The sequence below is a fragment of the Mesorhizobium sp. M1273 genome, from assembly GCF_040318195.1.
GTDB lineage: Bacteria > Pseudomonadota > Alphaproteobacteria > Rhizobiales > Rhizobiaceae > Mesorhizobium.
This window is the reverse complement of sequence record NZ_JAMYLV010000007.1, coordinates 144508-160586: the sequence shown is the minus strand read 5'-3', so window position 1 is coordinate 160586 and position 16079 is coordinate 144508. Positions and strand designations below refer to the sequence as shown.

Sequence of the window (16079 nt, the reverse complement as noted above, 5' to 3'; positions counted from 1 at the left end):
GCTTCCCAATTGAGGCATTTGGCGAATCCAAATCTGAGGGAGTGACACATGTTTAAATATCTGTCTCGGGAGGTTCTCACGCGCGAACAATCGGAAGCCCTGGAAAAGGCCGCGTTCTTGATCATCAGCGCGCGGAAAGAAGCCGCGGCGCTACTGGCGCGGGCGGGAGTAACTTTACCTGATGATGGGTTTGGGTTCGGGAACCCTTGCAACGCGCACATAGAGGCGCACGGCAACTGCCCGTGCAACGATTACACGGGCGATGGTGGGCCATGTTTGACGCAGACTACCCTCGATACGGCCTTCCCCCCGTCCCGGAGTTGCGGCCATCCACCATCAAAACATCTCTCCACGTAAGGCGTATTGGAGACAGTTGATGCGCACCATTTCTTTGATCCTAGCCTTGGTTATGCAATCGGTCATCACTGTATCTCTTGCGCAGGACGCCAAAACACCTTTCAAAAGGCCGGCTCCAGAAGAGCACAAGGACTTCGTGGCGGAAATTGAGGGTGTTTTCAGGAAATATCCAAAGGCGATCGCTCGCTACAAACTCGTGGATATCGGCCTCGTAAATATTGGCGAGATGCCGCGCGTGGAGTGCACAGTAGAATGCGAGTTTGATTCTACTTGGGGCGGATGGTGCAAAGACCGTTGTGATACGGAACGCGAAGAATAGCACCCTGCCGGTTTCCATTGCCCGGTTGCTAGTCGACAGACACGCGCTTTATGATGGCTGCTGAAGCGCCGATCGGGCCCGTTGCCCGAGATCGTTGTGCGGGAGGGACACTATGGCCCAGCAGGAGCAGTGGCAGCTGGAAGGGCAGCGCCGCGGACCTCTACGAGCGCTACCTGGTCCCGGCAATCACAGCCCTGTGGGCTGCGGACCTGATGGATCGTGCTGCGCCTCAATCTGGTGAGCGGATTTTGGACGTAGCTTGCGGCACCGGCGTGGTGGCACGCTCGGCGGCCGAGCGTATGGGAAGTGGGCAGGTCGTCGGCCTCGACATCAATACGGGCATGCTCGCCGTTGCTCGGTCGCTCCCGAGAGGCGCTGGAGCGCGTATCGACTGGCATGAGGGAAGCGCGCTCGAAATGCCGTTCCCTGACTCCGCCTTCGATCTGGTTCTTTGCCAGCTCGGACTGCAGTTTTTTCCGGATCGATCTAGTGCGCTCCGTGAGATGTTCCGGGTTCTGGTGCCTGACGGCCGACTGGCTTTAAACGTTTTCAGCGCTATTGAGCACACTCCTGCGGCGAAGGCGCTGGCGGATGCCTTGGATCGACACCTCGGTCCAGGCGCTTCGGCAACGAAAAGGTCTGAGCATTCACTCGCCGATGCGGACGAGCTTTACCGATTGGTGGCCGAGGCGGGATTTCGTCAGGTGACCATCCACACGACGACACAAAACATCCGATTTCCCTCGTCTAGGGAATATGTGCGGCTACAGCTGGCAGCGACTCCGCAGGCCGGGCTGGTCAGCAGAATTGATGCCGGGCATCGGGAAGCAGTCATCGCAGCGATCACCGGTGATCTAAATTTTTCGCTGGCAATCTATTCAACTGAAGGGGAGCTGATGTTCCCCCAAGAGGCCCACGTCGTGCTCGCACGCAAGTAGCGTAGCTGATCGATGAGCCATGGCACCGACGCGCTGGGGGGATTGGGGCGCGACCACCTGTGGGTCGACGTAGCTCAGGACAGCAGCCACGACGCCGACGATCATCTGGAGACGCGCCAGGGCGATCGCCTCATTGTCCTTGAAGAATGCGAAACGCAAAAACCGCGCTCCATCGGAACGCGGCTTTGCCAGATACGCATGGCGCTTCGCCAACAATACACTTGCGAAACTTACGGCGAAACTTACGGGCTCCGGTACGCGAGACCTGATCCGGAGCGCCGGGCGGATGTCCGCCTCGCAATCCGTTTTAAACGCATATCGTTACTGCAGGGTTAGCAAGAGCTTAAGCAAACCTAAATTTGCCGGCTTTCCGCATTGGGCAGATCGAAAACCTGTGAACTTGGAGCTTACGCCGGGTCACCACGGAGGAAATTAATGATGCCGGAAAAATCCGCGCCGGCATTCCCTTGTGCGTTGAACAGCGCATAAAGCTGGGCTGCCTCGGCGCCGAGCGGCGTTGCTGCACCGACGCTCTGTGCGGCCTCCTGCGACAGTTTCAGGTCCTTCAGCATCAGTGCCGCCGCGAAGCCAGGCTTATAGCCATTGTTGGCGGGCGATGTCGGCACCGGGCCGGGCACCGGGCAATAGGTGGTCAGCGACCAGCACTGGCCGGACGACGTCGAGGCGACGTCGAACAGCGCCTGGTGCGACAGGCCGAGCTTTTCCGCCAGCACGAAGGCCTCGGCAACGCCGATCATCGAAATGCCCAAAATCATATTGTTGCAGATCTTCGCCGCCTGTCCGGCGCCGTCGTCGCCGCAATGAACGATGCGGCCGGCCATCGGCTTGAGGATTGGTTCGGCCTTGGCGAAGGCATCCTTCGAACCGCCGGCCATGAAGGTCAGCGTGCCGGCCGCCGCACCGCCCGTGCCGCCGGAGACCGGCGCGTCGATCGACAGCAACCCGTGCTTGGCGGCGATGGCATGGGCCTTTCGAGCCGACTCGACATCGATGGTCGAGGAATCGATGAACAGCGCGCCTTTTTTTGCCTTGGACGCTATGTCTGCGTAAACCGACAGAACATGCTTGCCGGCTGGCAGCATGGTGATGACCGCATCGGCGTCTTTCACCGCCGCAACGGCATTGGCCATGACGATGACGCCGTGCTCCCTGGCAATGACGAGGTTCTCCGGCACCAGGTCGAAGCCGTGCACGGCATATCCGGCCTTGACCAGGTTGGCGGCCATCGGATTGCCCATATTGCCGAGGCCGATGAAGGCGATGGTGGTCATAATGGCGCTCCGTGGTTTGGGTAGGCAGTAGGCAGTAGGCAGTAAGCAGTAAGCAGTAAGCAGTAAGCAGTAAGCAGCAAGCAGTAAGCGACCTATTCGGGCGCAAGTTTGCTAATAAGTTGGCGAAGCATTTTCCCGATGCCCTCGGTCGCTAAAAGCACGTGATAAGCTTGATCATGCGTAGCAAGGCCAATGCGTTCAGCGATCTGGAGGTGTGTCTCGAACTCCTTCAGCGATCCCTGGGCAATCCTGAGAAATTGCTGATAGGAGCCTCTGTTGTCTCGACCGTAACCTTCCGCGATGTTTGCAGGAATAGAGGTTGCTGAGCGGCGGATTTGGCTGGTCAACCCATACAATTCCTCTTTTGGCCATGCCTTGGTCAGGGAGTAGGTGGTGACGGCCAGATCCATCGCCTGCTGCCATACGATAAGATCCTTGTACGAATTGATCTTGCCGGTCATCTTTCTGCCTACTGCCTACTGCCTACTGCCTACTGCCTACTGCCTACTGCCTTACCGTCCGATCAGCGCGCGTGCGATGATGACGCGCATGATCTCGTTGGTGCCTTCGAGGATCTGGTGGACGCGCAGGTCGCGCACCAGCTTCTCGATGCCGTAATCATGCAGATAGCCGTAGCCGCCATGCAGCTGCAGGGCGTCATTGGCGATATTGAAGCCGGTGTCGGTGACGAAGCGCTTGGCCATTGCCGACCATTTCGAGGCATCCGGCGCGTTGCGGTCGAGCTTCGAGGCGGCGGTGTAGAGGAAGACGCGCGCTGCCTGCAATTCGGTCTCCATGTCGGCAAGCTTGAACTGCAGCGCCTGGAACTGGTTGATCTTCGACCCGAAAGCCTTGCGCTCGGCGGTGTAGGCGAGCGCCTTGTCGAACGCCGATTGCGCGCCGCCGAGCGAACAGGCGGCGATGTTCAACCGGCCGCCGTCGAGCCCGGCCATGGCGATGCCGAAGCCGGCGCCCTCGACCGACAGCAGGTTTTCGACCGGCACCTTGCAGTCCTCGAAGACGACCTGGCGGGTCGACTGCATGTGCCAGCCCATCTTGCGCTCGTTGGCGCCGAAGGAAAGGCCGGGCGCATCGTTCGGCACGACGAAGGTGGAAATGCCTTTCGGCCCGTCGGCGCCGGTGCGCGCCATGACGACATAGAGGTCGCTGTCGCCGGCACCGGAGATAAACTGCTTGGCGCCGTTCAGCACATAATCGCCGCCGCTTTTGACCGCGCGCGTCTTCAGCGCCGCCGCATCCGAGCCCGAGCCGGGCTCGGTCAGGCAATAGCTCGCCAGCCATTCCATCGAGGTCAGCTTCGGCAGGAAGCGCCGGCGCTGCTCGTCGCTGCCGAAGCGGTCGATCATCGATGCCGCCATGTTGTGGATCGAGATGAAGGCGGAAAACGCCGGATCGGCCCGCGAAAGCGCCTCGAAGATCAGCACGGCGTCGAGCCGGCCGAGCCCCGAGCCGCCGACGTCGTCGCGGACATAGATGCCGCCAAGGCCGAGCGGACCTGTCTCGCGGATCACATCGGCGGGGAAATACTTGTTGCGATCCCAGTCGAGTGCGTTCGGCGCCACACGGTCGGCGGCGAAGGCTTGCGCCATCTCCTGGATGGCGCGCTGGTCTTCGTTGAGTTCGAACTGGCTGGTGCCCGCATCGACAGCGGCGTCCATGGCGTGCTCCCTGATGTTTCCGGCCTGCTGGCCTGTCGTTTTTGGCTTTGCGCGCAGTCCAATCTAGACCAATGATGCCGCCGCGCAACCCGACCGTCTCTATCCAACCATCTGGGCAGCCGCTGTGCGCGAATGCGCTTTGGAGCAAAGTGTGACGACAACTTTCGACGAACTGCTTGGATGCTTCCATGCCTATCTCCAGACGTTCGACGATGCGCTCGTGCAGGACGCTGTGGCGCGGATCGGCTGGGACATGCCGGGCCGGCCGCTCGAACCGCATGCACTGCCTTGTCTCGTCCAGCTCGACCGGATCGTCGAACTCGCTCCCGCTGCGGCCAAGTCGCTGGCGCGGCTGGTTGCGGAGCGTCGCGGCTATCTGCACTGGGGCCAGACCTATGGCGAGGCGGATTTCGGCACGGTTTTCATCGACAATTACGGCTGGCTGGAGGTGTTCGGCACACGCGGCCATTTCGTCAATGACGAGGTCGCGGGCGGCCTGCTGATCCTTGGGCCCGACATTGTCTACCCCGATCACCACCATGTCGCGGAGGAGATCTACATCCCGCTGACCGGCGGCACCGAATGGCGCATGGGCGACGGCGGTTTTCGCCTTCGAGCGGCGGGCGAAGTGATCCACCATGCCTCTGACATCAACCACGCCATGCGCACCGGCAAGGAGCCGCTGCTGGCGCTCTATCTCTGGCGTGGCGGGCCACTGGCGGCCAAGTCGACGATCACCGCAACCGTTGCGCAGGGCAGGGACTGATATGGCCAAGGCGATCATGCTGCAGGGCACGGGTTCGGATGTCGGCAAGACGGTGCTCGTCGCCGGTCTGTGCCGCGCGGCGAAGAAGCGCGGCTTGAAAGTGCGGCCGTTCAAGCCGCAGAACATGTCGAACAACGCCGCTGTCGCCGATATTCCAGGCGATTCAGGCGGCGGCGAGATCGGCCGCGCCCAATGGCTGCAGGCGATCGCCTGCGGCGCAGCGCCGACCGTCCACATGAACCCGGTGCTGCTCAAGCCGCAGACCGATGTCGGCGCTCAAGTCGTCGTGCAGGGCAAGGTGTTCGGCGAGGCGCGGGCGCGCGACTACCAGGCGCTGAAGGGCCGGCTGATGGATGCGGTGCTGGACTCCTGGGCAAAGGTCGGCGAGGGCGCCGATCTGGTCATTGTCGAGGGCGCCGGGTCGCCGGCCGAGATCAATCTCAGGAGCCGCGACATTGCCAATATGGGCTTTGCGACGCGCGCCGGCGTGCCGGTGATCCTGGTCGGCGATATCGATCGCGGCGGCGTTATCGCCTCGGTCGCCGGCACCCATCTGATCCTGCCGGAGGAGGACCGGCGCATGATCGTCGGCTACCTCATCAACAAGTTCCGCGGCGATGTCTCGCTGTTCGAAGACGGCATCGAGGCGATCGAAAAATTCACCGGCTGGCGCTGTTTTGGCGTCGTGCCGTGGCTGAAGGCGGCGGCGCGGCTGCCATCGGAAGATTCCGTCGTGCTCGAGCGACTGGCGTCCGGCGAGAAGCGAGCGCTGAAGATCGCCGTGCCGGTGCTCTCGCGCATCGCCAATTTCGACGATCTCGACCCGCTCAAGGCCGAACCGCAGGTTGAGGTGGTGTTCGTGCCGCCTGGTGAGCGCTTGCCCGAAGATGCGGGTCTGGTGGTCATTCCCGGCTCGAAGTCGACGATCGGCGATCTCCTGAAATTTCGCGAGAACGGCTGGGACCGCGACCTTGCCGCGCATAGGAAACGCGGTGGTCATATCGTCGGCATTTGCGGCGGCTTCCAGATGCTTGGTCATATCGTGCGCGATCCCGACGGCATCGAGGGCAGCGTTACAGAAACGCAAGGCCTCGGGCTGCTCGACGTCGAAACGGTGATGGAGCCGGAAAAGACGGTGCGCAACGTCAGCGCGCGCTCGGTGCCGTTCGACCTGCCGCTCGAGGGCTACGAGATCCATCTCGGCCGCACCACAGGTCCGGACACGCTGCGGCCGTCCGCCGTTATCAACGGTATCGATGACGGCGCTATCTCGGCCGACGGCAAGGTGGTGGGCACCTATATGCACGGGCTGTTTTCCGCCGACGCCTTCCGGGCGAAATTCCTCGAAAGCCTCGGCGTCAAGGGCGGCGGCATCGACTACCGCGCCGAGGTCGAACGGGCACTGGACGAGATCGCAGCCGAACTGGAAACCCACCTCGACTGCGACACGATTTTTGGGCTGGCGCGTTAGATACTTTGCCTGAGCATGATCTTGTCCGAAAACCGGTCTCCACTTTTCGGGATCATGCTTTCTCGTCAGCCTTCGGCCAGTAGGTGCCGAACGACCAGACGTTGCCTTCCGGATCGCGGCAGATGAATTCGCGGCTGCCATAGTCGCGGTCGGTGAGTTCTTCCAGAATCTCGGCGCCGGCGGTCTTTGCCCGCGCGTATGCCGCGTCTGCGTCAGCGACCGCAACGTAGATCGACTTGCCGCCACCCGAACCCGGCGCGCCGACCATCTTGCCGTAGGCGTCGTCGCGCGCCGTGCCGAGCATGACGATCGAAGAGCCGAAAGCGAGTTCGGCGTGGTGCACCACGTCGCCTTCGCCATAGCGGGCGCGAACGCTGAAGCCGAAGGCCTCGCACAGCCAGTCGATCATCTTGCCGGCATTCCTGTAGCGCAGCGCCGGATAAAGCCGCGGTGGTTCGGGGGTGTTCGGCATGGCTGATCTCCTTCAGCGGGTTGGTCGATCAACCCAGTCTGCGCGACGGCCGGTTGCGCGTCTTGAAGAAATGTTACCTCGCGGCAAGCGCCGTCGGCGCGACGCCTGCCAGGTCGCGAAACTCGCGTACCAGATGCGCCTGGTCGGCATAGCCGCAGTCGGCGGCGATGTCGGCCCAAGCGCTGTTCGCCTGTCTCGACAGGCCAAGCGCATGATTGAAGCGGACGATGCGCGAGAGCGTTTTTGGGCCGGTGCCGATAGCGTCCGAAAATTTTCCGGTAAGATGCTTGCGGCTCCAGCCAAGCTTTTCGGCCAGCGTCGAGATGCGGATCCGCCCACGCGTCGAGACGATCGTCTCATAGACCCAGACCATTTCGGTCTGAGTGCGGTCCGCGGTTGCCAACCGATCACCGACGAAGGCTTCGGCGATGGCAAAGCGTGTGCTCCAATCCGGCGCATTGCCAAGCCTTTCGCGAAGCGCGATGCCTTCGACGCCGAGCACGTCATCCAGGCCGACCATGCGGTCGGTCAGTTCGCTCATCGGGCGGCCGAAGAAGCGACGAGCGCCGAGCGGGGTGAAATTGATCTGCACACAGCAGGCGCCGCCGAAGGATTCGATCACTACCGGCCCGGCATAAAGGCCGGCGGCAAAACTGGCGAAGCGGTCATTGTCGCCCGGGTCATGGCCGAGCCCAATGGCAAAGGGTTCGGCAAAGCTGATGACCAGCGGCACGGTCAGCGAGGCATATTCGACGGCGCGGAAATGGCCTGGCATGGTTTCGCGAAAGCCGCACATGTCGGTGACGACGCCCTGAAGCCGATGGCTCGGCGCGCGCCGCACCATCTCGAACCGATCGAGGCCTGGGCTTTCGTGGCGGCTGCCGTCTTCGCTGTCGGGCATGCGCTTTCCTTCCGCCACGCGACTTTAACAGACCATACGCCGGAATCAAAAGCGCCCGGCTTTTGGCCGGGCGCTCCGAGTTGCCTGAGATTCTGAATTGTCTGGACGTGTTTAGGCGCCGCGCATCAGGCAGCCGGCGGCCAGCACGATGTAAGCGATGACAACAATCCACACAGCAGCCAAAGGGATGAACGCAAGGACGCCAAGCGCGGCGAGAACGCCGATAATGGCGATAACAAGGGATATAATGAAAATAAGCTGGGTAGGCGCACTGAGATTCATGTTCGGTCCCTCCTCAACATGATTCGTACAACGGCATAGTATCAGGCGCGCGGTCACACACCAATGAGCGCAGCGGGTTCGCCGGATTGGCCGGCAGTTTTATGGGAGTGCCAGAACGGTGCGGCGCGTTCGATCACGAAGGGCAATCGCTTCGGACGAATGACAGTTTCCAAATTGTGGCGGAGACCACCAATTGTCGATGTCGCCGCCGCCCCTCATTGCCCTGCCGGGCATTTCTCCCCGCATAGTGACGGGGAGAAAGGGCTGGTCGCAACGTCGGCGCCTTTTCTTGCAGCGCCTGCGATTGGCGAAACCGGTGACGAGAGCGCCCCTCTCCCGTCACTAAACGGGGGATGCCGGCAGGCAGGTGAGGCGCAGCGCCAACGCCCTAAAAGGGTGAGGAGGCGAATTCAAAACCGATTGCCCTGTTCCACCATTCGCACCCGTTTGCGCCAAGCCGATTCCGCGCTACCTTCCCGACGAATCGGAAGGGGCTGATGGCGATGGGATTGCTGGACCAGATACGCTCGATCTTCGACGGCGACCCCGGCGTGCGCAAGGTCGCGGACGATCCGGTGCTGTCGGCGGAATTGCTGATGCTGTTCCGTATGATCCTGGCCGACGGTTCGGTCAGCGAAAGCGAAATGACCGCCTTCAGACGTATCTGCCGGGACGCCTTCGGCATTCCCGACACCAGCGTCGACAGCGTCATCGAATATCTCAACGATTTCGGCTACGAGACCAACAGCTCGCAGGCCGTCGCCCAATTCCGCGACCTCGACGTCGAACGGCGCAAGCTGCTCGCCCGCCACATGGCCGAGATCGCCAAGGCCGATTCGCAACTTGCCGGGAGCGAGATGCAGCTGTTGCGCCGCACGCTCGACCTGCTCGACATCAGCCCGGCCGATTTGGTCAAGCCGCAAGGCTGAGTCCGCTCAGCCCTGTTCGTGCAGCCGTTTTGCAATCGCCCGATGCAAATCGGGAGCAGCAGTGACCAGCGCCTTGGCCGCTTCGGACTGCGGGTGGTCGAGCACTTCGCTCGTCCTGCCGCGCTCGACGATCTTGCCGTCATGCATGACCATCACCTCGTCGGTGATGGCGCGGGCGACGGTCAGATCATGGGTGATGAACAGATAGGCGATGCCGAGCTTCTGGTTGAGGTCGGCGAACAGATCGAGGATCTGGGCGCGGATCGAGACATCGAGCGCCGAGACCGGCTCGTCGGCGACGACCAGTTTCGGCCGGGTGATGATGGCGCGGGCGATCGAAAGGCGCTGGCGCTGGCCGCCCGAAAACTCATGCGGATACTTGTCCATGTCGCCTGGTGAGAGGCCGACCTCGTGCAGCGCATGCGCCACCATCTCGCGCCGCGCGGCGGGCGCCGGCTTCTTCTCCAGCACATGCAGCGGCTCGGCCACCAATCTCTCGACCTTCTGGCGTGGGTCGAACGAGCCGTACGGGTCCTGGAACACGACCTGCATGTCGCGCCGCGCCGGCTTCAGCTCCGCCTCGCTCTTGCCGGTGAGGGTATCGCCGCGGAAGCGGATTGTCCCTGATGTCGGCCTGTCCAGCGCCAGCACCATGCGGGCCAGCGTCGACTTGCCGCAACCGGAGCGCCCGACCAGCGCCACCGACTGGCCGGGCGCCATGGAGAAGGAAACATCGTCGACGGCGCGGACGGGAGCCCCTCGCTTGAAAAGCGAAATGCGCCGTGCCGGATAGTCGCGCGTCACGCTCGTTGCCTGCAGCAGCGGTTTGGCCGATCCGACCTCATGCGTTCTTGCGCGCGCCGGCACATGCATCGAGGCCTGCGCCAGCTGTCGCGTGTAGGGATGAAGCTGTTCGGACAGCGTGCGCGCGGTATCGCCGGCTTCCATCACCTCGCCATGGCGCAGGATGGTGATGCGGTCCGCCATCTCGGTCACCACTGCGAGGTCGTGCGAGATCAGCAGAAGACCCATGCGGTTTTCCGCTACGAGGTCGCGCAGCAGGTCGAGGATCTGCGCCTGCAGCACCACGTCGAGCGCGGTCGTCGGCTCGTCGGCGATCAGCAGCTTGGGCTTCAGCGCACAGGCGATGGCGATGACGACGCGCTGGCGCTGGCCTCCGGACAGCTCATGCGGATAACGCGACAGCGGGAACTGCGCCGCCGGCAAGCCGACCCGGTCGAGCATTTTTCGCGCCCGTTGCTCGGCGTCGGCGCGGCTCGCCCTGGTGTGCCAGCGAATACCTTCGGCGACCTGCTCGCCAATGGTCTTGACCGGGTTGAGCGCCGTCATCGGCTCCTGGAACACCATGCCGATGTCGTCGCCGCGCAGCGCGCACATCTGGTCCTCGCTCGCCGCCAGAATATCGATGCCGTCGAAGGTAACGCGTCCCGTGGCGCGTGCCGCCCAGGGCAAGAGCTGCATCACGGTGAGCGCCGTCATCGACTTGCCGGAGCCGGATTCGCCGACCAGCCCCATGACTTCGCCGGGCGCGACGGACAGCTCGATGTCCCTGAGGATGGGCGTGCCGCCGATGGTCAGCGACAGCTTCTCGATTTCGAGCAGGCTCATCGCTGCCGCCGCGATTTCGGATCGAGAATGTCGGCAATGCCGTCGCCAAGCAGGTTCAGGCCAAGCACGGTGATGACGATCGCCATGCCCGGAAAGATCGCCATCCACGGCGCCACCACCATGCGGGTCTGGGCGTCGAACAGCATGCGGCCCCAGCTCGGCATCGGCGGCTGGGTGCCCAGCCCGACGTAGGACAAGCCCGCTTCGGCCAGTATGCCCAGCGCGAACTGGATGGTGCCTTGCACCAGCAGCAGCGTGGCGATGTTGGGCAGCACATGTTCGATGCTGATCAGCGTCCTGCTTTTGCCGGCGGCGCGGGCGGCGAGGATGAATTCGCGCGGCCAGATCGCCAGGGCGCCGGCGCGGGCGACGCGCGCGAACACCGGGATGTTGAAGATGCCGATGGCAATGATGGCGTTGAACGCGCCGGGCCCGAAGATGGCGGTGATCATGATTGCCGAAAGCAGCGCCGGAAAGGCGAAGACCAGGTCGTTCAGCCGCATCAGCACGTCGTCGGCGATGCCGCCACGCGCCGCGGCAAAGGCGCCGAGCGGCACGCCGACGCCCATGCCGATGCCGACCGCCACCAGCGCCACGGCAATCGAGTTGCGGGCGCCAACCATGATCATCGACAGGATGTCGCGACCGAAATGGTCGGTGCCGAACCAGTGCGCCAGCGACGGCGCCTGGGTCTTGTCGGAAATGACCAGCCTGGTGACGTCGTAAGGCGTCCACACGAAGGAGAGGATCGCGACCGCAGCCACCAGTGCGGTGACGACGAAGCCGGCGAGGAACGAACGGTTTCGAAACGCCTTGGCCAGGATGCCGGCAAGGTTCTCGTCGGGGATGTCGATGTGCAGCGTCATTGCCTGCCTCTCAGGCGCGGATCGACCACCGCATAGGAGAGATCGACAACGAAATTGACGATGATGACGGCGGCAACCAGCAGCATGACGACGCTCTCGACCACGATCAGGTCACGCTGGTTGATTGCCTGGAACACCAGCCGGCCGAGGCCGGGCAAATAGAAGACGTTCTCGATGATGATGGTGCCGGCAAGCAGGAAGGCGAATTGCAGGCCTAGAATGGTGACCACCGGGATCAAGGCGTTGCGCAGCGCATGCCGCCACAAGACAAGACGATAGGGCAGGCCCTTGGCGCGGGCGGTGCGGATGTAATCCTCATTCAGCACTTCAATCAGCGCCGAGCGGGTGACCCGGGCGAGGATCGCCGCCTGCGGCAGAGCGAGGGCGACCGCCGGCAGGAGCAGCGACTTCAGCGCCGGCCAGACGCCGGCGCCCCAGCCGGGAAAACCGCCGCCCGGCACCAGCCGCAGCCAGACGGCGAACAGATAGATCAGCATCAGCGCAAACCAGAAATTGGGCACGGCGACGCCAAGCTGGGCGGCGCCCATCGCAACCGTGTCGCCGGCCCGGCCGCGCCGGCTGGCGGAAAACAGCCCGACCGGGATGGCAATGGCTGTGGACAGCGCCAGCGCCATCAGCGCCAGCGGCAGCGAGACGACGAGACGCTCACGGACCAGATCGATGACCGGCACCGAATAGGTATAGGAACGGCCGAAATCGAGGCTCAGCAAGCCGCCGGCCCAATGCAGATAGCGCAGCACGACGGGAGCGTTGAGACCCATCTGGTTGCGCAGCAATTCGATCTGGTCGGCGCTGGCGTTCAGGCCAAGCATCAGCCGCGCCGGGTCGCCGGGAATGATCTCCAGCACGGCAAAGACCACCATCGAGGCCAGAACCAGCGTGACGACGGCGATGGCGAGGCGCTTGAGGAGGTAGGCGGTCATGGACGTTGAGGAACCGCTGTGTTGCCGGACGCAAAAACCGGGCGAAGCTTGCGTTCCCGCCCACCCCCCTCTGTCCTGCCGGACATCTCCCCCTCAAGGGGGGAGATTGGCAGTTTCCACGCCGGCACTGTCCCTGCAACGCTAGTGGTTAGCGAAAGCGGCGGTGAGGGCTCAATCTCCCCCCTTGAGGGGGAGGTGCCCGGCAGGGCAGAGGGGGGTGGGACGGAGTGCAACTTTCGCCCTTCTGTCAGCGACCCGCTCAATCCGTCCACTTCACGTTGGTCAGGTCGTTGGCCTGGATGGGGGCATTTTCCCACAGGCCCTGCAGTTTGGCGTCCCAGACGCCGACCTTCGGCAATTCGTAGAGGAAGCCGACCACGGCGTCATCGGCCAGGACCTTCTGCGCCTCGCCGAGCAGCGTCGTGCGCTTGGCCTCGTCGGAGGTAAGGTTCAATTCGTCGATGATCTTGTCGAAGGCCGGATTGTCGTAGTTGAAGTAATAGTCCTTACGCGAATAGATATCGATGTCGTTAGGCTCGGTATGGGAAACGATGGTCAGGTCGTAGTCCTTCTTGGTGAAGACCTGGTCCAGCCATTGCGCCCATTCGACCGGGATAATCTCGAGATCGATGCCGATTTCGCGAAGCTCGGAGGCGATGATCTCGCCACCAAGCCGCGCATAGGAGGGCGGCGGCAGCTTGAGCGTCGCCTTGAAGCCATTCTCCAGGCCGGCTTCCTTCAGCAACTCCTTGGCCTTCTCCACATTGTGCGGATAGAGGCCGGTGAGGTCGACATAGGCCTTGCTGGCGGGCGACATGTGCGAGCCGATCGGCACGCCTAGGCCGGCCGAGGCGCCGTCGATGATCGCCTTGCGATCGAGCGCAAAGGAAATCGCCTGCCTGACCTGCAGCTTGTCGAAGGGCGGCTTCTTGTTGTTGATCGACAGGATGGTTTCACCCTCGGTCGAGCCGATCACCACCTTGAAGCGCGGATCGTCCTTGACCTGGGCGACGCTGTCGGGGTCGAAGAACGGAAAGGCCTGGACGTCGCCGGAAAGCAGCGCCGGAACGGCGGCGGCGGCATCCGGAATGATGCGGAACTCGGCCTTGTCGAGAAATACCGGGGCGCCCCAGTAATTATCCGACTTGACCAGCGTGATCGATGAGCCCTTGGCCCAGTTCTGGAACTTGAACGGGCCGGTGCCGATCGGTTTTTCCTTGTTGGTGTCGGCTGTCTCAGGCGCCACGATCACCGCGTCGCCCCAGCCCATATTGTAGAGGAACGAGCCTTGCGGGTTCTTCAGCGTGACCTTCACCGTCGCGGGATCGACGACCTCGACCTTGTCGATGGCGGCAAACAGGGCCTTTTGCGCGTTGACGGAATTGTCGGCGCGGGCACGGTCGAGCGAGAATTTCACGTCGTCGGCGTTGAAGTCGGTGCCGTCATGGAATTTCACGCCTGTATGCAGCTTGAAAGTGTAGACCTTGCCGTCGTCGGAAATGCTCCAGCTTTGCGCGAGATCGGGCAGCACCTCGCCGTTCGGGCCGATGCGGGTCAGGCCTTCGAAGACATTGGCATAGAGTACCTCGTCGATTGCCGCGGCGGCACCCGCGGTCGGGTCGAGATGCGGGGGTTCGAGCGTAATGCCGATGACCAGGTCGGTGCGCGCGGCCATCGCTGAGGTCCCGGCGGCCAACGCCAGCGCCGCGGCGGCCAGAATGGTTTTCCACAATTTCATCGTGCAACTCCCCATGTCTAAAACACGTGCTCAAACCCGGGCGGATAGAAGCGTGAATTCGCCCCCGAGTAAATTGCGTTTCGTACCGTGTGCCGACGCCGGGAGGAATGTTTTTCCGCCCATGGCCGGATCATGGCGGGCCGGCGCCCCTCAGCAGCACGCCGAGGCCAATCGCCATCACCTTTGCCGAGTCCAGCATGTCGGCAATGCCGACCCATTCATCGGGCCGATGGGCGAGATCGAGGATGCCCGGGCCATAGGCGATGCAGTCATAGATGTGGCCGATACGGGCGATGTGCTTCTGGTCGTAGGTGCCGGGCGAAATCACGTAATCCGGTTCGCGGTCGAATATCTCCATGATGCCTTGCGCGACCGCCTTAACCACCGGCGCGTCGCGCTCGGTCATCAGCGGCAGCACCTCCATCAGATCGCGGATTTCGTAGTCGAACTTTTTGCGCTCGCGCTTCAGCCGTTCGAGGATATCGGTCACCTCGCTCTTGACCGCAGCGAGATCCTCTTCGAGCAGGAAGCGGCGGTCGATGGTCAGCCGGCAGGAATCGGGCACGTTGGGCGAGGGCAGGCCGGGCCGGAAATCCTCCGTCTGGCCGCCATGGATCGAGTTGATGTTCATGGTCGAGCGTTTTGCGCCTTCGGGCACGACCGGCATGCGCGTCATCTTGCTGTCGAGCGCCGGAAACAATTCATCCTCGAAGGCCCGCAGCACGGCGCCCATATGGCGCACCGCATTGTCGCCGAGGAACGGCATCGAGCCGTGCGCGATCTCGCCCTTGGTCTCAATTTCCGCCCACCAGACGCCGCGATGGCCAAGGCAGATGCGATCCTTGTTGAGCGGCTCGGGAATGATGACGTGGTCGACCTTCGGCCTGGAGAAATAGCCGAGCTTGGCCAGATGCGCGACGCCGCCGAAGCCGCCGGACTCCTCGTCGACCGTGCCTGAAATCTCGATGGCGCCGGGAAAATCGGGAAACACCTCCATGAAGGCTTCAGCGGCGATGATCGAGGCGGCAAGCCCGCCTTTCATGTCGCATGCGCCGCGGCCATAGACCTTGCCATCCCTGACGATGCCGGCGAACGGATCGAGGCTCCAGCCGTCGCCGGGCTCGACGACGTCGATATGCGAATTGAAGTGCACGCAAGCACCCGGCGCCCGGCCATCGAAGCGGGCGACGACGTTGACGCGCGGGTAACGGTCAGTGTCGCCGGGCGTGCCCTCGGCACGGATGAATTCGATCTCAAAACCACGCTTCTTCAGCCGCGCGCCGATATATTCGGCACATGGCCGATAGGCTTCGCCGGGCGGATTGATGGTCGGAAAGCGGATCAGATCCGCAGTCAGGGCAACCAGATCATCGGCTCGGTCATCGATAGCCTTGAGGAGCCGTTCGTTCGGTTCGTTCATTCGGCGAATTGAGCAGCGGATGAGGCGGTTTTGCAAGCCCGATGGCGAATTGCGAGGCGATTGCGTGTCGTTACGG

18 protein-coding genes are annotated in these 16079 nt (G+C 62.8%); 7 read left to right on the top strand and 11 right to left on the bottom strand.

What is annotated here, in order from left to right:
• Positions 1-48 precede the first annotated feature (48 nt).
• The 4 genes from NKH30_RS10855 to NKH30_RS10840 all read left to right on the top strand — a co-directional run bounded on the left by NKH30_RS10855 (position 49) and on the right by NKH30_RS10840 (position 1950).
• The gene (locus NKH30_RS10855) at positions 49-357 is read left to right on the top strand and encodes a DUF6422 family protein (protein WP_352995352.1); all 309 of its coding nucleotides are present in this window, start codon (positions 49-51) and stop codon (positions 355-357) included.
• Positions 358-376: 19 nt separating this feature from the next.
• Positions 377-676: a hypothetical protein gene (locus NKH30_RS10850; RefSeq protein WP_352766893.1), complete on the top strand. Its 300-nt coding sequence runs from the start codon at positions 377-379 to the stop codon at positions 674-676.
• Positions 677-888: 212 nt separating this feature from the next.
• Complete coding sequence (locus NKH30_RS10845; RefSeq protein ID WP_352995349.1) at positions 889-1614, top strand: methyltransferase domain-containing protein; 726 nt, start codon at positions 889-891, stop codon at positions 1612-1614.
• A 12-nt stretch (positions 1615-1626) separates the two neighbouring features.
• Positions 1627-1950 (top strand): hypothetical protein, encoded by a 324-nt coding sequence (locus NKH30_RS10840; protein ID WP_352995346.1) that lies wholly within the window; start codon positions 1627-1629, stop codon positions 1948-1950.
• Positions 1951-2021: 71 nt separating this feature from the next.
• Here the strand turns inward: NKH30_RS10840 and mmsB are convergent, their stop codons facing one another.
• The 3 genes from mmsB to NKH30_RS10825 all read right to left on the bottom strand — a co-directional run bounded on the left by mmsB (position 2022) and on the right by NKH30_RS10825 (position 4585).
• Entirely contained in the window at positions 2022-2906 is an 885-nt protein-coding gene (gene mmsB, locus NKH30_RS10835) for a 3-hydroxyisobutyrate dehydrogenase (protein WP_352681581.1), read from the bottom strand.
• Between the two features lie 92 nt (positions 2907-2998).
• Positions 2999-3367, bottom strand: a complete 369-nt coding sequence (locus NKH30_RS10830) for a four helix bundle protein (protein WP_023719958.1) — start codon at positions 3365-3367, stop codon at positions 2999-3001.
• A 51-nt stretch (positions 3368-3418) separates the two neighbouring features.
• Positions 3419-4585 carry an isobutyryl-CoA dehydrogenase gene (locus NKH30_RS10825; RefSeq protein ID WP_352995342.1) on the bottom strand — a complete coding sequence of 389 codons (1167 nt, stop codon included), beginning with the start codon at positions 4583-4585 and terminating at the stop codon, positions 3419-3421.
• A gap of 151 nt (positions 4586-4736) precedes the next feature.
• On the opposite strand from NKH30_RS10825, the gene NKH30_RS10820 reads away from it, so the two are divergent.
• Both NKH30_RS10820 and NKH30_RS10815 read left to right on the top strand, forming a co-directional pair.
• A complete protein-coding gene (locus NKH30_RS10820; RefSeq protein ID WP_352681577.1) occupies positions 4737-5351 on the top strand; it encodes a dimethylsulfonioproprionate lyase family protein in 615 nt (204 codons plus the stop codon).
• Position 5352: 1 nt separating this feature from the next.
• Positions 5353-6822 carry a cobyric acid synthase gene (locus NKH30_RS10815; RefSeq protein WP_352539676.1) on the top strand — a complete coding sequence of 490 codons (1470 nt, stop codon included), beginning with the start codon at positions 5353-5355 and terminating at the stop codon, positions 6820-6822.
• Positions 6823-6874: 52 nt separating this feature from the next.
• Here NKH30_RS10815 and NKH30_RS10810 read toward each other — a convergent pair whose 3' ends face one another.
• The 3 genes from NKH30_RS10810 to NKH30_RS10800 form a co-directional block, all read right to left on the bottom strand.
• On the bottom strand, positions 6875-7294 hold the full coding sequence (locus NKH30_RS10810) for a VOC family protein (RefSeq protein ID WP_352451986.1): 420 nt from the start codon (positions 7292-7294) through the stop codon (positions 6875-6877).
• Positions 7295-7367: 73 nt separating this feature from the next.
• Positions 7368-8195 (bottom strand): helix-turn-helix transcriptional regulator, encoded by an 828-nt coding sequence (locus NKH30_RS10805; protein ID WP_352995338.1) that lies wholly within the window; start codon positions 8193-8195, stop codon positions 7368-7370.
• 111 nt (positions 8196-8306) lie between these two features.
• Positions 8307-8477 (bottom strand): hypothetical protein, encoded by a 171-nt coding sequence (locus NKH30_RS10800; RefSeq protein WP_352451984.1) that lies wholly within the window; start codon positions 8475-8477, stop codon positions 8307-8309.
• Positions 8478-8974: 497 nt separating this feature from the next.
• Here NKH30_RS10800 and NKH30_RS10795 point away from each other — a divergent pair, with 497 nt between their 5' ends.
• On the top strand, positions 8975-9406 hold the full coding sequence (locus tag NKH30_RS10795) for a TerB family tellurite resistance protein (RefSeq protein WP_352685127.1): 432 nt from the start codon (positions 8975-8977) through the stop codon (positions 9404-9406).
• A 6-nt stretch (positions 9407-9412) separates the two neighbouring features.
• Here NKH30_RS10795 and NKH30_RS10790 read toward each other — a convergent pair whose 3' ends face one another.
• The 5 genes from NKH30_RS10790 to NKH30_RS10770 form a co-directional block, all read right to left on the bottom strand.
• Positions 9413-11035: an ABC transporter ATP-binding protein gene (locus tag NKH30_RS10790; RefSeq protein WP_352995335.1), complete on the bottom strand. Its 1623-nt coding sequence runs from the start codon at positions 11033-11035 to the stop codon at positions 9413-9415.
• Positions 11032-11901, bottom strand: coding sequence for an ABC transporter permease (locus tag NKH30_RS10785; RefSeq protein ID WP_352786969.1), 870 nt, complete (start codon positions 11899-11901; stop codon positions 11032-11034). The genes NKH30_RS10790 and NKH30_RS10785 overlap by 4 nt, the downstream gene beginning before the upstream one ends.
• Positions 11898-12845, bottom strand: a complete 948-nt coding sequence (locus NKH30_RS10780) for an ABC transporter permease (protein WP_352995332.1) — start codon at positions 12843-12845, stop codon at positions 11898-11900. Before NKH30_RS10780 ends, NKH30_RS10785 begins: the two co-directional genes overlap by 4 nt.
• Before the next feature lie 259 nt (positions 12846-13104).
• Complete coding sequence (locus NKH30_RS10775; RefSeq protein WP_352470318.1) at positions 13105-14583, bottom strand: ABC transporter substrate-binding protein; 1479 nt, start codon at positions 14581-14583, stop codon at positions 13105-13107.
• Positions 14584-14713: 130 nt separating this feature from the next.
• Positions 14714-16003 (bottom strand): acetylornithine deacetylase/succinyl-diaminopimelate desuccinylase family protein, encoded by a 1290-nt coding sequence (locus NKH30_RS10770; RefSeq protein ID WP_352831030.1) that lies wholly within the window; start codon positions 16001-16003, stop codon positions 14714-14716.
• Positions 16004-16079 lie beyond the last annotated feature (76 nt).

Bases quoted from the DNA above. Each gene is read 5' to 3' on its own strand.
- NKH30_RS10855 (WP_352995352.1), top strand. From the start codon at position 49: ATGTTTAAATATCTGTCTCGGGAGGTTCTCACGCGCGAACAATCGGAA.
- NKH30_RS10850 (WP_352766893.1), top strand. From the start codon at position 377: ATGCGCACCATTTCTTTGATCCTAGCCTTGGTTATGCAATCGGTCATC.
- NKH30_RS10845 (WP_352995349.1), top strand. From the start codon at position 889: ATGGATCGTGCTGCGCCTCAATCTGGTGAGCGGATTTTGGACGTAGCT.
- NKH30_RS10840 (WP_352995346.1), top strand. From the start codon at position 1,627: ATGAGCCATGGCACCGACGCGCTGGGGGGATTGGGGCGCGACCACCTG.
- mmsB (WP_352681581.1), bottom strand. From the start codon at position 2,906: ATGACCACCATCGCCTTCATCGGCCTCGGCAATATGGGCAATCCGATG.
- NKH30_RS10830 (WP_023719958.1), bottom strand. From the start codon at position 3,367: ATGACCGGCAAGATCAATTCGTACAAGGATCTTATCGTATGGCAGCAG.
- NKH30_RS10825 (WP_352995342.1), bottom strand. From the start codon at position 4,585: ATGGACGCCGCTGTCGATGCGGGCACCAGCCAGTTCGAACTCAACGAA.
- NKH30_RS10815 (WP_352539676.1), top strand. From the start codon at position 5,353: ATGGCCAAGGCGATCATGCTGCAGGGCACGGGTTCGGATGTCGGCAAG.
- NKH30_RS10810 (WP_352451986.1), bottom strand. From the start codon at position 7,294: ATGCCGAACACCCCCGAACCACCGCGGCTTTATCCGGCGCTGCGCTAC.
- NKH30_RS10805 (WP_352995338.1), bottom strand. From the start codon at position 8,195: ATGCCCGACAGCGAAGACGGCAGCCGCCACGAAAGCCCAGGCCTCGAT.
- NKH30_RS10800 (WP_352451984.1), bottom strand. From the start codon at position 8,477: ATGAATCTCAGTGCGCCTACCCAGCTTATTTTCATTATATCCCTTGTT.
- NKH30_RS10795 (WP_352685127.1), top strand. From the start codon at position 8,975: ATGGCGATGGGATTGCTGGACCAGATACGCTCGATCTTCGACGGCGAC.
- NKH30_RS10790 (WP_352995335.1), bottom strand. From the start codon at position 11,035: ATGAGCCTGCTCGAAATCGAGAAGCTGTCGCTGACCATCGGCGGCACG.
- NKH30_RS10785 (WP_352786969.1), bottom strand. From the start codon at position 11,901: ATGACGCTGCACATCGACATCCCCGACGAGAACCTTGCCGGCATCCTG.
- NKH30_RS10780 (WP_352995332.1), bottom strand. From the start codon at position 12,845: ATGACCGCCTACCTCCTCAAGCGCCTCGCCATCGCCGTCGTCACGCTG.
- NKH30_RS10775 (WP_352470318.1), bottom strand. From the start codon at position 14,583: ATGAAATTGTGGAAAACCATTCTGGCCGCCGCGGCGCTGGCGTTGGCC.
- NKH30_RS10770 (WP_352831030.1), bottom strand. From the start codon at position 16,003: ATGAACGAACCGAACGAACGGCTCCTCAAGGCTATCGATGACCGAGCC.